This window comes from Yinghuangia seranimata, from assembly GCF_029953285.1.
GTDB classification, from domain to species: domain Bacteria; phylum Actinomycetota; class Actinomycetes; order Streptomycetales; family Streptomycetaceae; genus Yinghuangia; species Yinghuangia seranimata.
In genome coordinates this window covers 1-13,790 of sequence record NZ_JASAOI010000055.1, presented here as the reverse complement: position 1 = coordinate 13,790, position 13,790 = coordinate 1, and the positions used below count along the sequence as shown (strand labels likewise).

Below are 13,790 nucleotides of genomic sequence, written 5' to 3'. Positions count from 1 at the left end.
CGCTACCGGTTGGACGAGGAACTGGGCGCAGGCGCATTCGGGAGGGTGTGGCGGGCGCACGACCAGACCCTGGACGTTGAGGTGGCGGTCAAGCAGGTACAACTGCCGCCGGCGGCGAACAGCGAGGAACACGCGATGCGGCTCGCCCGTGCCGAACGTGAGGGCCGCAACGCGGCCCGGCTGCGCGACCACCCCAACATCGTCACCGTGTACGACGTGGTCGTCGAGGACGACGCCCCGTGGACGGTCATGCAGTTGGTCGAGGGAACGTCGTTGGCCGACCACTGCGCGGAGCACGGCCCGCTGTCGGTGGACCGGGCGGCGGACGTCGCCGCGGCGGTGCTGTCCGCGCTCGACGCGCTGCACGCCGCTGGGGTGCTTCACCGGGACGTCAAACCCGACAACGTGATGCTCGCCGACGACGGCCGGGTGCTCCTCACCGACTTCGGGATCGCGGTCCATCAGGCCGACAGCGCCTTGACGGCGACCGGGATGTTCGTCGGCTCGATGGAGTACGTGGCACCGGAACGGGCCAACGGCGACGAGGGCCAGGCCGCGAGCGATCTGTTCTCGCTCGGGGTGACGCTGTATCACGCGGTGGAGGGCGTCTCGCCGTTCCAGCGCGAGACCCCGATGGCAACGCTCACCGCGCTCTTCTTCGAGGAGGCGCCCCCACCGCTCAGGGCCGGCCGGCTGGCGCCGGTGATCACCCGGCTGATGGTCAAGGACCCGCGGCAACGGGCCTCCGCCAGAGAGGCGTTCGCGCTGTTGGGCGCGGTGCCGGAGCGGACACACGTACCGACCCCGCCACCTGCCGATGTGCCGACGGTGACCGCGCCGGCCCGGTTCGAGGTGAACTGGCAGGCCGCCGGCGAGATCACACTCAAAGGCCACACCGCACGGATCTACTCGGTCGCGTTCAGCCCGGACGGCAGAACCCTGGCGAGCGGCTGCCGGGACCGCACCATACGACTGTGGGACGTCGCGACCGGCACGTTGATCACCACCCTCACCGACAGCGCCAAAATCTCATCCGTGGCGTTCAGCCCGGACGGCAGGACCCTCGCGAGCGGGGGTACCGACGGAAGCGTCCGGCTGTGGGACGTCGCCTCCGGCAGGGCCACTGCGACGCTCGCCGGCCACACCGACAGCGTCGGCATGGTGGCGTTCAGCCCGGACGGCCGGACCTTGGTGGGCGCTTGCCCGGGCAAGCCCAAAGTACGTCGGTGGGACGTGGGTTCCGGCGCTGTGACGGCTACGATCACCAGCCCCGCCGTCACTGGCCAGTGGTCTGGAGTTTCTCGGCGATGCGCTGATCTGGAGTCGCACTTTCCTCCGAGTCGGGGAAGAGATCGTCAACTCCTCGTTCGTCCGCCTGAACCCGGACACCGGCGCTGCCCTGTGGGGATGCTCCTTCATCATCGATGAGGCGACGGGCGGGTCCTGGGATACGGAAGTCGTCGCGGTCGGGGACAGGCTGCTCATGAGCGTCGGAGAGCGCGTCTTCCGGATCGGATAAGCGCGTGATGTCACAGGGATGAGGGGCGTCACCGTCTCGTGTTGTGTCCAGTGCGCAAGCACAGCTCAACAAAAGGGGACGTCAGAGATGGAATCCACGCCCGATGAGCACGCCGCATCCGGCAGTCGCCTTCCCGTGTGTTCGACGTGCGGTGTCCAGTACGACGCGCCGCGCGACGACTGCCCGATCTGCCTCGACGAACGGCAGTACGTCGCCTGGGACGGCCAACAATGGACCACGCTCGCCGAGTTGCGGTCCGGCGGCCGCCACGGCCGGATCGAGGAGGAGGGCCCCGGCGTGGTCGGCCTCGGCGCCGAGCCGTCGGTGGCCGTCGGCCAACGAGCCCTGCTGATCCGTTCACCGTCCGGCAACGTGCTGTGGGACTGCGTCGGCTACTTCGACGACGACCTCGCCGCCGCGGTCGAGGAGCTGGGCGGGATCAGCGCGATCGCCGTCAGCCATCCGCACTTCTACGGCGCGATGACCGAATGGGGCCGGGCCTTCGACGCCCCGGTCTACATCCACGCCGCCGACCGCGACTGGGTCGGGCGGCCCGATCCGCTCATCGAGTTCTGGACGGGCGACACCCACGAGATGGCGCCCGGCATGACGCTGATCAACGCCGGCACGCACTTCGCCGGCGGCACAGTGCTGCACTGGGCCGACGACCCGGAGGGGCGCGGCGCGCTGTTCAGCGGCGACATCTTCATGGTGGTGATGGACCGCCGCTGGGTCAGCTTCATGTACAGCATCCCCAACTTCATTCCCGAGCGACCGAGCGTCGTCCGCCGCGCGCTCGAACTGGTCGAACCGTTCGACTTCGACCGCGTCTACGGGGCGTTTTGGGGACGCGTGGTCAAGGCCGACGGATCGGCCGCGGTCCGCCGCTCCGCAGACCGCTACCTGCGCTTCACGCTGGACGAGGACGGCGCGTAGTCGATCCGGCGCCGACGGCAGCGTCGGCGCCGCACGTCGACCCAACGGTGCGCCATGCGGACGGCCGGCGGGAACAACTCGCGTACCGCTTCCCGCCGGTCGGCCGGGGCACCGTCGAAGAGCCAGGAGCAGAGCGCCACTCCGCTCAGGACGCCGAACGGCTGCCGCAGCGCGGCGTCGAAGTCCGCCCATTCCGCGCCGGTGATGTGGCGCGCGACGACCGGGAGGACGACCGCCTGTTCGTCGTCGAGGTACGCGCCGAGGGCGGTGTCCAGCACCGCCATGTACTCGGCGGTGCGGCTCGCCGGACCGCGGCCGGACAGGCAGTCGTCCACGGTCGCGGCGAGCAGGACGACGCGGCGGCGCGCCCGCTCGATGTCGTCCGCAGCGCCCCGGTGTTCGGGGCCGGGCAGGTTCCCGCGGTGCAGGACGGGCCCCAGCACCGCCGTGCCGGCGTCGAGATAGGTGGTGAGGTGGCGGTGGAAGCCGGTCCAGTCCGGCGTGGCCACCGGGAAGCAGGTCCGCGACCACAGGACGAGGCGCCGGAGATCGCTGCGCAGGGCGTCGTGGACGGCGTGGGCCAGCAGGAGGTCGTTCATGCGTCCGTCCGCTGCTCACGCGGAAGGTGCGCGGTGAGCCGGTGGCGTGCCGCCTGGTCCAGGGGCTCATGGACCTCGACGAACCCGCCGTTGGGGAGCTTCTTGATGATCCCGGTCTCGCGGCCGTGTTCGAGCTTGTCGCGGTCGCGGAGCTGGAGGCCTTTGCATATGCGCACGGTCGCTTGGTAGGCGACCAGCGGCGCGACGAAGAAGGCGACGCGCCCCGCCCAGGTGATCGCGTTGATCGACAGGTGGAAGTGCGTGGCGATGATGTCGTTGCTGCCGCACACCCACAGCACGCCGTACGCGGCGATCCAGGCGGCGCCGAGCCCGGTCCGGACCGGCACGTTGCGCGGTCTGTCCAGCAGGTGGTGCTCGCGGTTGTCGCGCGTGACCCACGCCTCGATCCAGGGGTAGGCGCCGAGCAGCGTGAACAGGACGCCGGGGACGATCACCGACGGGACCAGGACGTTGAAGCTGAACGTGTGGCCCCAGACGTTCCACTCCCAGTTCGGCATGAGGCGCAGGGCGCCTTCGAGGAACCCGAGGTACCAGTCGGGTTGGGAGCCTGCGGAGACCTGCTCGGGGTTGTACGGACCGTACGACCAGATGGGATTGATCTGGGCGAACCCGCCGAGCAGCGCGGTGATGCCGAAGACGATGAAGAAGAAGCCGCCGGCCTTGGCCACATAGACCGGCATGAACGGCTGTCCCACCACGTTCTGTTCGGTGCGGCCGGGACCCGCGAACTGGGTGTGCTTGTGGTAGAAGACCAGGATCAGGTGGATCGTGACCAGCGCCACCATGACGGCCGGCACCAGCAGCACGTGCAGGGTGAACAGCCGTGGGATGACGTTGTCCCCGGGGAACTCCCCGCCGAAGAAGAAGAACTGCAGATACGTGCCGACCACCGGGATCGCCAGCACGACGCCGTCGGCGATGCGCAGCCCCGTGCCGGAGAGCAGGTCGTCCGGGAGCGAGTAGCCGGCGAAGCCGTTGAGCAGAGCCAGGACCAGCAGCAGGAACCCGAACAGCCAGTTGATCTCGCGCGGCTTGCGGAACGAGCCGGTGAAGAAGTGCCGGAACATGTGCACGAACAACGCCGCGATGAAGATCAGCGCCGCCCAGTGGTGGATCTGACGGATCAGCAGGCCGCCGCGGGTGTCGAAGCTGATGTCCAGCGTCGAGGCGTACGCCGACGACATGTGGACGCCCTGCAGCGGCACGTACGACCCGTCGTAGACGACCTGTTCGCTGCTCGGCTGGAAGAAGAGGGTCAGGAACACGCCGGTCAGCAGCAGCGTGATGAAGCTGTAGAGGGCGACCTCGCCCAGCATGAAGGACCAGTGGTCCGGAAACACCTTCCGGATGTACGGCCGGCCGAGCCGGTAGATCCCCAGTCTCTCGTCGAGCGCGTCGGCGCGGCGTACCGCCTTGCCGTCGGGGAGGGGCGGTTCGGCGGCGGGCCGACCGCCGTCGACGGCCGTCGCCGTCGGTTGCTGTGCAGCGGACATCTACTGTGCTCCTTGGCGTGATGGCCGATCACTCCTGAGACGAGACAGCCCGGCGATTTGTGACGAGCGCACCGAACGCGCTCCGCGCCACGACCAGAACAGGACCCCCGGAGATGGCCGAAAACGACCGACGGCATGCCCCCGCATCGCACCGTCCGCGGTTGGGGCACACCGGATCCCTCGACTGCGTGCCGCTGTTCTGGGGGCTCGCCCGTACCACGGCGCTCCTGGACGTCGACCTGGTGGCGGACGCCCCGGACCGGCTGGCCCGGCGGCTGCTCGCGGGCGACCTCGACATCGCGGCGGTGCCCGCCGTCAGCTATCTGCGGCACAGCGACGAACTGCTCGCGCTGCCCGGCATCGCCTCCGGAAGCGACGGGCCGATGATGTCGGCCGTGCTGGTCAGCACCGTCGGCCTGGACGAACTGCACGGCGCCACCGTCGCGTTGGCCTCCGGAGGACCGACCTCCCGGCGGCTGACGCGGCTGCTGCTGGAGGAACGGTACGGGGTCGTCTGCCGCTACGTGCCAGGGTCGCGCGACCCGGTGTCCGCGCTGCACGGCGCCGACGCCGCCGTGCTCTTCGGCGACGCGGCACTGCGCGCCGCGGTGTCCGCGGGCCGGTCGCCCGACGGGCCGCAGGTGCACGACCTGGCCGGGCTCTGGCGCGAATGGACCGGTCTGCCGTTCGTCTTCGCGGTCTGGGCGGTCCGGCGCGACGTCGCCCGCCGCCGCCCGGACGCCGTCGCGGCCGCCCACCGCGGCCTGCTGTCCGCCCGGGCGCTCGCGCGCACCGAGAACAGCCGGCTCGCGGCCCGGACCGCCCGCTGGGAGCCGTTCGACGCGCCAACCCTGGAAAGCTACTTCGGCCGCGCGCTCGACTACTCGCTCGGCCCCCGCCAGGTCGCCGGGCTCGTCGAGTTCGCCCGCCGCACCGGGCACGAGGCGCCCGCGTTGGCGTCGGGGGAGTGGTTCACGGCGGTCGCGGGTGCCGCCGCGGGATCGTCCTGGTCGGACGCATAGGCGAGCCGACCGCGGAAGTCCTGCGGCACGGGCGCGAAGCGGCACGCCATCGTCACCTTGTCGGCGTGCGGGACGGTCAGGCGGTACCGGGTGCACAACAGGTGGCACAGGGCCATGAGTTGGACCGTGCCGATGTCGGCGCCGATGCACCGCTTCGGGGCCCACCCGAACGGCACGTAGTGCGTACGGTCGGCGGGCCCGTGTGCCGCGCCCGGGAGGAACCGGTCGGGGTCGAACGTGTCGGGCTCCGCCCAGAACCTCGGGTCGCGGTGGACCATGTGCGGGCTGACCAGGTAGCCCTGCCCTTCCTCCAGGCGGTCCGCGCCGACGTCCATCGAGACCCGGGCGCGCCGCATCAGTAGCAGTGGCGGGCTCCACATGCGCAGGACCTCTTTGACGAACCGGTGGGTCACCGGGGCGGCCTTGACCGGCGTCGCGGTGAACAGGCCGAGGTCGACGTCCCGCAGTTCGTGCGTGAGCCGGTCCTGCCACTCCGGGTGGCGGGCGAACTCGTACAGCACGCTCGCGGCAGCTGACCCTGGAGGGCCGCCGATCGCGGTGAGGACGGCCGTGACCGCGTCGAGGGCGCGGTCCATGCCCAGCACGGGGAGCAGGTCGACGAACGGGTCCGCCAGGTCCTGCTCGCGCGGACGCCGCCCGGACGCGCGCTCGCGCAGCACCCGACGCACCACGAACCCGGCGCGCATCTGGACGGCCGTGAAGTGCGCGCGGTGCCGCAGCCCGTGCCCCGGGTGACGGTCGATCAGCCGCGCCAGCTTCTGATCGAGGTCCTCGCGGATCCGCGCGGACTCGCGCTCGGTCAGACCGGTGAGGACGACCGGCAGCACCGACCGGACGGCCACGTCCTGCGCGAGCATGACCAGATCGACGTCGTCGCCTACGTGTTCGTCGAGGGACTCGCGCATCCGGTCGATCAGCGCGGCGTGTTGCTCTGCCGTCCCGAGCGTGTGGAGCCGGGTGAGCCACGCGGTACGCACGGTCGTCCACGGCACCGGGGTGCCGCGCCGCCGCAACAGTGTGTCGACGAACCGGTCGGCCAGTACCAGCCCTTGCCAGTTCGCGCGGCTGACCTCGCGTGCCGCGGCCGGTTCGAAGACGGCGAGCAGCCCGCCGTCCAGCCGGAAGACGCCGTCCTCGGCGAGGCTGCGCCGCCGCAGGTCCGCAAGGAAGTCGCCGCCGTTGTGCGGAGTGGTCACCGGACTCGTCTCCCCCGAGGGAGGTGTGGGGGCGCCGACGGGCCGGCGCCCCCACACCTGTTGATCGGAACTGGTCGTGACGGCGGATCAGATGTGGTGGTACAGGTACCAGAAGTGCGGCCAGCTGTAGCCGGACCTGATGTTCATGGCCGACCGGGCCGAGCGGAAGAGCTTCTTCACGGGCGTTCACCTCCTCTCGTCGCCGTGCGGTGCCGCCGACGGATGCCCCCTTGCGGCCCCTGGCCGAAGCCGCAGGGTGAAGGCGGGCGGCGCCAGCGCCGGGCCCAGGTGGACGGTGTCGCCGACGTCGGAGACCGACGGGCGCCACTCCTCGGTGATGATGCGGACGAGGTCTTCGAGCAGCGCCAGGACGACCGTCGCCCCCGCGCAGGCGTGCGTGCCGAACCCGAACGGCAGGAACGCGGGCGCCGGTCCCGGCTCCGCCCAGCGGCGCGGCACGAACTCGTCCGGGCGGTCCCAGTGGTGGGGGTGCCGGTGCACGAGGTAGAGGCAGACGTTCACGTCGTCCCCCGCGTCGACGGCCTGCCCCGCCAGTTTGTGGGTGCGCGCGGCGGTACGGGAGAACAGCCACGCCACCGGCCACAGCCGCAGGGCTTCCCGGACGATCCACGCCGGCTCGTCGTCGGCGCTCGGGTGCGTGCCGGCGAGGTACACCGACCAGGCGAGCGCGAAGCCGGTCGACCCGACGGCGGCGAACAGGAAGGACAGGTACACCTCTGCGAGTTCGGCGGCGTCGGGGCGCGGGGGAGGGCCCGCGGATCCGGCCGCCCGCGCGCCGATGTACGCGCCCACGACGGCGACGTCGAGCAGGTCGCGCGGTTCGTGCGGCCCGCCGCCGAGCGCGGCGCCGCGGCGCTCGATCTCCCGCGCCAGCGTCCGCATCGTGCGGCGCCGGAACACCAGGCGCGCCACGGCCGAATGCCGTTCACGGGCCCCGGCCAGCACGGCACGGGTGATGACGGCGTCGACCACGTCGTGGAGTTCGGCCGGGGCGTCCGGGCCGAGCAGCACGTCGCGCAGGTGCTCGCGGACCAGCAGGTTCGCGGCGTCCGGCCACCGGCTCTCGGGTGCGAGCCGCCGTACCAGGCGCGGCAGGTCCGCGCGCCGCTCCTCGAGGTGCCGGTGCATCAGGGCGCGCGCCGACCGCCCGATCTCGGCCTGGGCCGCACGCGGGCCGAACACGCCGTCGCGGGTGTGGAAGAAGTCGGACGTCTCGACGAAGGCGCCGTCCCGGTTGCCGAGCACCGCGCGTGCGGCGTCCGGGTCCGCGACGCACAGCCGTCCCGACGCGGACGGCCAGACGTCGGCGTCCGCGTCGAACTCCCGAGCCAGGAAGCGCAGCGGGTCGCGCCGATCGGGCACCGTGCCGGCCCCGTCGGCCTGTTGGATGCGCGCACCTGTCGACCGCGTCATTGCATCCCCCTTGATGACGCCGCGACCAACTGCCGCCAGCTTGCTCCGGCCGCGGCGGGCTGTCACGCCCCGCCGGTCATCGCCGGGTAACCGTTTGGTCTTCGCCGGGCGGAGACCACACGGTGACGCGTGGGGTGGACGGGGCCGCAGGTGCGCGGCAACGGCTGTTACAGGTCAGGGGAGTTCGGCGGCGATCGCGCGCGCCGCCTGCTGGAGGCGCAGGGCGACGGCCGGCTCGTCGACGCCGCTGCCCACGAACACGACGGCGACCGCGCCGATCGTGCCGCGCATCCCGCTGATGATCGGGACGGCGATGGAGGACACGCCGGGGATCACCTCGTTGTCCGAGTACGCGTAGCCGCGGCGGCGGGCCGTGGTGATGTCGGGGCGCTCGTCGGCCCTGGCCGGGCCGGCGGAGAGCAGCGCGAGGCCGGGGGCGCCGCGGTCGAGCGGGTGGCGGCTGCCGGGGCGCTGGGCGACGGAGACGACCGAGTGGCGCGGTTCGACGCCGGCCAGCGTGACGCAGTCGTCGCCGTCGGGTACGGCGATGAACGCGGTCATCCCCAACTCGTTCGCGGCGGCGGCGAGTTCGGGCAGCGCGGCGGACTGCAGGTCGCGCGAGACGGAGCGGGCGAGCGTGGCGAGGCCGACGTCGAGCCGGCACAGGCCGTCCGCGCCCCGGCGTATGAGCCGGTGGTCCTCGAGCGTGCGCAGGATGCGGTACGCGATCGACCGGTGGACGCCCAGCCGCTCCGCCAGCTCCGTGATGGCCAGCGGCCGCTCGGCCTCGGCCAGCAGCTCCAGGAGCCGCAGGCCCCGGTCGAGGGTCTGCGAGTGCGGTGCCGACTTCGGCTCGGCGGATCCGCTGGGCATGGCCGTGCCCCCTTCTCCTGAGCGCCGATGGCCATTACGGTGGCACCGGTTGTTCGTATTACGAGTGAGTCGTTCGATTATAGAACACGGGAGCTTGTCGTGTCGAAATCCTTCGCGTCGTCCGCCGACCTCGGGGAGAAGCAGCGCACGCTGGAAGTCCTCGCCGACGGCGTGTACGCGCTGACCGCCGAGGGCGACCCCAACGTGGGCGCGATCGAGGGCGAGGACTTCGTCGTCTGCTTCGAGGCCCTCGCCACGCCCGTCGCCGCGCGCGAGTGGCTGGCGCTGCTGCGCGAGCACACCGACAAGCCGGTCCGGTACCTGGTGCTGTCGCACTACCACGCGGTCCGGGTGCTGGGCGCGAGCGCGTTCGACGCCGACGTGATCGTCGCGCACGACAACACGCGCCGCCTGATCGCCGAGCGCGGCCGGCAGGACTGGGCGTCCGAGTACGGCCGCATGCCGCGCCTGTTCAAGGAGCCGGACTCCATCCCCGGCCTGACCTGGCCCTCCGCGACGTTCTCCGACCGCTTCACGATCGACCTCGGCGGCGACCGCGGCGACCTGGAGCTGCGCTACTGCGGCCGCGGCCACACCGAGGGCGACATCGTCGCCTGGCTGCCCAAGCAGAAGGTGCTGTTCGCGGGCGACCTGGTCGAGGCGCAGGCCGCGCTCTACACCGGCGACGCGTTCCACCGGGACTGGTCCTCCGCCACGCTCGACGCGGTCGCCGCCCTCGAGGCCGAGGCGCTGGTCGGCGGCCGTGGCGCGGTCGCCCGCGGGCGTGCCGAGGTCGACGCGGCCATCGCCCAGACCCGCGCCTTCCTGACCGTGATGATCGACCAGGTCGGCGCCGTCAAGCGGCGCGGCGGAACGCTCAAGGAGGCGTTCGAGGCCGTGCACGCCGAGCTCGCGCCCGTCTTCGGCCGCTGGCCGATCTTCGAGCACTGCCTGCCCTTCGACGTGTCGCGCCTGTGGGACGAGCTCGCCGGCGTCGAACGTCCGCGCATCTGGACGGCCGAACGCGACCGTGAGGTCTGGGACGAGCTGCAGGGCTGACGGCCGCGACCCGAGGAAGACGGCACATGGAACGCGACATGGCGAACCCGGTCGTGGTGATCGGCGCCGGACCGGTCGGCCAGAGCGCCGCGCTGCTGCTGGCCCGCTGGGGACTCGACGTCACCCTGCTCGACCAGCGGCCCGCCCGCGACGCGGTCGGCTCCAAGGCGATCTGCCAGCAGCGCGACGTGCTCGACGTGTGGGCGTCGGTCGGCGCGGGCGCGATCGCCGACGAGGGCCTCACCTGGACGACCGCGCGCACCTACCACCGCGACCGCGAGCTGTTCGCGTGGAGCTTCACCGACCGGGGCCGCTCGCCGCTGCCGCCGTTCGTGAACATCTCGCAGAGCCGCACCGAGGAGATCCTCGACGCGTGCGTCGCCTCCGCCGACCGCGTCGAGGTCCGCTGGGGCCACGAGGTCGACCGCCTCGCCCAGGACGCCGACGGCGTGACGGTCACCTGCGCGAACGGCGCGGTGCTGCGGACCCCGTACGTGATCGCGTGCACCGGGGCCCGCGGCGGCGTCGTGCGCGACGCGCTCGGCCTGGAGTTCCCCGGCGAGACGTTCGAGGACCAGTTCCTCATCTGCGACATCAAGGCGGACCTGCCCGGCTGGGAGGCCGAACGCCGGTTCTACTTCGACCCGCCGTGGAACCCGGGGCGGCAGGTGCTCATCCACCCGTGCCCCGGCTCGGTGTTCCGCATCGACTGGCAGGTGCCGCCCGGCTTCGACCTCGAGGCGGAGGAGGCGGACGGCGGACTCGACCGGCGCATCCGGCAGATCGTCGGCGACCGGCCGTACGAGGTCGTGTGGCGGTCCGTCTATCGGTTCCACTCCCGCCTCGTCGACCGGATGCGGGTCGGCCGGGTCCTGCTCGCCGGCGACTGCGCGCACCTCGTCGCCCCGTTCGGCGCGCGCGGCCTCAACTCCGGTGTGCCGGACGCGGAGAACGCGGCGTGGAAGATCGCGTTCGTGGCCCGCGGCTGGGCGCCGGACACGCTGCTGGATACCTACCACGGCGAACGGCACGCCGCGGCACGGGAGAACCTAGACGTCACCGGCGCGACCATGCGGTTCCTGGTGCCGCAGTGCGAGGACGAACGCCGGGTCCGCGCCGCGACGTTGGGCGCGGCCTCCGCCGACCCGGCGTACGGCCTGCGCGCGGTCGACTCGGGGCGGCTCGCCGAGCCGTTCTGGTACGTCGACTCGCCGCTGACCACCCCCGCCCCGGACCGCCCGTTCGGCGGACGCCCCGCCAAGGGCCAGGCCGCGGCCCCGGTTCCGGGCGTGATCCTCCCGGACGCACCGGTCGCCGTCTCCGGCCGGCCGGACGCCACCCGCGTACGGCAGTTGCTCCGGGCCGGCTTCACCGTGCTGCTCGCCGACGACGCGCCGCACGGCTACGGCGACACCTGGGCCGACGCGCTGCGCGACGCCGCTCGCGCCGCGACCGACGCACCCGTGGCCACCCTGCGCATCGGCGACATCGACGTCGACGGCGCTCTGGCCGCCGCCCTGGCCCCGCGCCCGGGCGACGCCTGGATCGTCCGCCCCGACGCCCACATCGCCGCGGTACTTCCCGACGCCGACCCGGACGCCGTGACCCGCGCGCTGCGAACCGCCCTGGGACAACCCACACCCGCGGAGGTTTCCTGATCTTCCTCGTGCGCGCCTGGTAGAACAGCATGCGGCACGCCCGCCCGCACCCGGCGCCGCACAGAGGAACGCACCATGACCGGCCGGATATCCAGCCTGTATGTCTACCCGATCAAGGGCCTCAGCCCGCAGCCGCTGCCCTCCGTCACCCTGACGGAGGGACACGGCTTCCCGCACGACCGCGTGCTCGCCTTCGCCAGACCGGAAGGCCGGTACCGCCCCGGGATCACCGAACCGCTGCCGAAGGCCCAGTTCTTCATGCTGGCCAAGGACGCCCGACTGGCGGGACTCAGAACGGACTTCGACCCGGACACCGGGATACTGCGCGTGAGGGTGCGCGAACACCTTGTCCTGACCTGCGACATGGGCGACCCGAGCGGCGTCGACGCCGCGACCGCGTTCTTCGGCCGCGTCCTGGACCGCCCGCACCACGGCCTTCCCGTACTCGCCCGGGGAGAGGGCCGCAGGTACACCGACGTCTCGGTGGTCTCCGACGCGATGATGAACGCCGTCTCGCTCATCAACCTCGCCTCGGTCCGCGACCTGCAGGAACGGGTCGGCGCCCCCGTCGACCCGCTGCGCTTCCGCGCCAACGTCTACTTCGACGGCATGCCCGCGTTCAGTGAACTCGACCTCGTCGGGAAGGAGTTCACCGTCGGAGGGCTGCGCATGCGGGCGGTCCTCAACACCCGGCGGTGCGCCGCCACCGAGGTGAACCCCGCCACCGCGTCCCGCGACCTGAGCGTGCCCCGGCTCCTCGTCCGCGAATACGGCCACGACCAGATGGGCGTGTACGCCGAAGTCCTCAGCGGCGGCACGCTCCGCCCGGGCGACGTTCTCGACTACCCGCTGCACGCACCGACGGAGGCGGCATGAGCGCCACGGCCACCGAACGACTCAGCCTGCGCATCGCCGCCAAGCGCATGCTCACGCCTGACATCTGCGAGTTCGACCTCCGCCCCGCCGACGACCGCGCGCTGCCCGGCTTCGCCCCCGGGGCCCACATCAACGTCGACACCCCGGGCGGCGCCACCCGCAGCTACTCGCTGACCAACGACCCGGCCGAAGAACACCGCTACGTCATCGCGGTCGCGCGCGACGCGGCCGGGCGCGGGGGATCCGTCGGCATGGTCGACCGGACCGCCGTCGGGGACCCGCTGGCCGTGTCGGCCCCCTCCAACGCCTTTGCCCTCCGACCCGCGAAGCGCTACCTCCTCGTCGCGGGCGGCATCGGCATCACCCCGATCCGCCCGATGTTCCACCGCCTGCGTGCGGACGGCGCCGACGTACGGCTCGTCTACCTCACCAGGTCCGCGCAGGAGACCGCCTACCTCGACGACTTCGTCCGCGACCCCGACGCGGCGACCGTCCACCACAGCGCCGACGGCCGCGGGCGCCTCGACCTGTGGCCGTTCCTCGCCGAACCCGACGACGACACGCGCGTCTATTGCTGCGGCGGCCGCCCTTTGATGGACGAGGTCCGCGCGCTGACGATGCACTGGCGCCCGAGTGTGGTCCACTTCGAGGCGTTCACCGGCGTCGACGCCACCGACGGGACCGCGCTTCCGTTCCGCGCCGTCTGGGAGCCCACGGGCGCCACGGTCGACGTCCCGGCGACCGGCACCCTGCTCGACGCGCTGCGCGCACAGGACATCGAGGTCCCCAGCTCCTGCGAGAGCGGCACCTGCGGCACCTGCCGCCTCCGCCTCCTCGCCGGCGAGCCGGAGCACCGCGACCTCGTCCTCACCGACGCCGAACGCGGAGCCTTCGTCATCCCGTGCGTCTCCCGCGCCGCCACGGACGAACCCCTCCACCTCGCCCCGACCGACGGCTAGGGCCTGTCTTACGAATCAAGACTTGAGCCAAAGGAAGATCGCGGCGACGTTGAGTGCGGCTTGGTAGTTGGTGGCGAGTTTGTCGGTGCGCATGGCGATGCCGCGCCACTGCTTGAGCCGGTTG

Annotated in this window: 12 protein-coding genes and 2 pseudogenes; 7 read left to right on the top strand and 7 right to left on the bottom strand. The window is 72.1% G+C overall.

Features of this window, described 5'->3' with window-relative positions:
* Nucleotides 1–9 precede the first annotated feature (9 nt).
* Together QI554_RS32490 and QI554_RS32485 are read left to right on the top strand one after the other, a co-directional pair.
* A complete protein-coding gene (locus QI554_RS32490) occupies nucleotides 10–1,428 on the top strand; it encodes a WD40 repeat domain-containing serine/threonine protein kinase (protein WP_281475248.1) in 1,419 nt (472 codons plus the stop codon).
* A 178-nt stretch (nucleotides 1,429–1,606) separates the two neighbouring features.
* The gene (locus QI554_RS32485) at nucleotides 1,607–2,455 is read left to right on the top strand and encodes an MBL fold metallo-hydrolase (RefSeq protein WP_281475247.1); all 849 of its coding nucleotides are present in this window, start codon (nucleotides 1,607–1,609) and stop codon (nucleotides 2,453–2,455) included.
* On the opposite strand, the gene QI554_RS32480 is transcribed toward QI554_RS32485, so the two are convergent.
* A complete protein-coding gene (locus QI554_RS32480) occupies nucleotides 2,419–3,054 on the bottom strand; it encodes a hypothetical protein (RefSeq protein WP_281475246.1) in 636 nt (211 codons plus the stop codon). The two genes, QI554_RS32485 and QI554_RS32480, sit on opposite strands and share 37 nt — an antisense overlap.
* Complete coding sequence (gene qcrB, locus QI554_RS32475) at nucleotides 3,051–4,568, bottom strand: cytochrome bc1 complex cytochrome b subunit (RefSeq protein WP_281475245.1); 1,518 nt, start codon at nucleotides 4,566–4,568, stop codon at nucleotides 3,051–3,053. The genes QI554_RS32480 and qcrB overlap by 4 nt, the downstream gene beginning before the upstream one ends.
* A gap of 161 nt (nucleotides 4,569–4,729) precedes the next feature.
* Between qcrB and QI554_RS32470 the strand changes: the two genes are divergently transcribed.
* A complete protein-coding gene (locus QI554_RS32470) occupies nucleotides 4,730–5,590 on the top strand; it encodes a menaquinone biosynthetic enzyme MqnA/MqnD family protein (protein ID WP_343230831.1) in 861 nt (286 codons plus the stop codon).
* A 62-nt stretch (nucleotides 5,591–5,652) separates the two neighbouring features.
* On the opposite strand, the pseudogene QI554_RS32465 reads toward QI554_RS32470, so the two are convergent.
* The 4 genes and pseudogenes from QI554_RS32465 to QI554_RS32455 all read right to left on the bottom strand — a co-directional run.
* Nucleotides 5,653–6,186 (bottom strand): annotated as a pseudogene (locus tag QI554_RS32465) (cytochrome P450); the annotation flags it as partial.
* Nucleotides 6,187–6,894: 708 nt separating this feature from the next.
* A complete protein-coding gene (locus QI554_RS43680) occupies nucleotides 6,895–6,987 on the bottom strand; it encodes a hyalucidin A family RiPP precursor (RefSeq protein WP_485131019.1) in 93 nt (30 codons plus the stop codon).
* A gap of 6 nt (nucleotides 6,988–6,993) precedes the next feature.
* The gene (locus tag QI554_RS32460) at nucleotides 6,994–8,241 is read right to left on the bottom strand and encodes a cytochrome P450 (RefSeq protein ID WP_281475243.1); all 1,248 of its coding nucleotides are present in this window, start codon (nucleotides 8,239–8,241) and stop codon (nucleotides 6,994–6,996) included.
* Between the two features lie 174 nt (nucleotides 8,242–8,415).
* Nucleotides 8,416–9,114 (bottom strand): IclR family transcriptional regulator, encoded by a 699-nt coding sequence (locus QI554_RS32455; protein ID WP_281475242.1) that lies wholly within the window; start codon nucleotides 9,112–9,114, stop codon nucleotides 8,416–8,418.
* A 99-nt stretch (nucleotides 9,115–9,213) separates the two neighbouring features.
* On the opposite strand from QI554_RS32455, the gene QI554_RS32450 reads away from it, so the two are divergent.
* From QI554_RS32450 to QI554_RS32435, 4 genes are all read left to right on the top strand, one after another.
* Nucleotides 9,214–10,173 carry an MBL fold metallo-hydrolase gene (locus tag QI554_RS32450; protein ID WP_281475241.1) on the top strand — a complete coding sequence of 320 codons (960 nt, stop codon included), beginning with the start codon at nucleotides 9,214–9,216 and terminating at the stop codon, nucleotides 10,171–10,173.
* 26 nt (nucleotides 10,174–10,199) lie between these two features.
* Entirely contained in the window at nucleotides 10,200–11,831 is a 1,632-nt protein-coding gene (locus tag QI554_RS32445) for an FAD-dependent monooxygenase (RefSeq protein ID WP_281475240.1), read from the top strand.
* Between the two features lie 75 nt (nucleotides 11,832–11,906).
* The gene (locus QI554_RS32440) at nucleotides 11,907–12,707 is read left to right on the top strand and encodes an MOSC domain-containing protein (protein ID WP_281475239.1); all 801 of its coding nucleotides are present in this window, start codon (nucleotides 11,907–11,909) and stop codon (nucleotides 12,705–12,707) included.
* Nucleotides 12,704–13,666 (top strand): PDR/VanB family oxidoreductase, encoded by a 963-nt coding sequence (locus QI554_RS32435; RefSeq protein WP_281475238.1) that lies wholly within the window; start codon nucleotides 12,704–12,706, stop codon nucleotides 13,664–13,666. Before QI554_RS32440 ends, QI554_RS32435 begins: the two co-directional genes overlap by 4 nt.
* Nucleotides 13,667–13,681: 15 nt before the next feature.
* On the opposite strand, the pseudogene QI554_RS32430 reads toward QI554_RS32435, so the two are convergent.
* Nucleotides 13,682–13,790: pseudogene (locus QI554_RS32430) on the bottom strand (IS5/IS1182 family transposase); the annotation flags it as partial.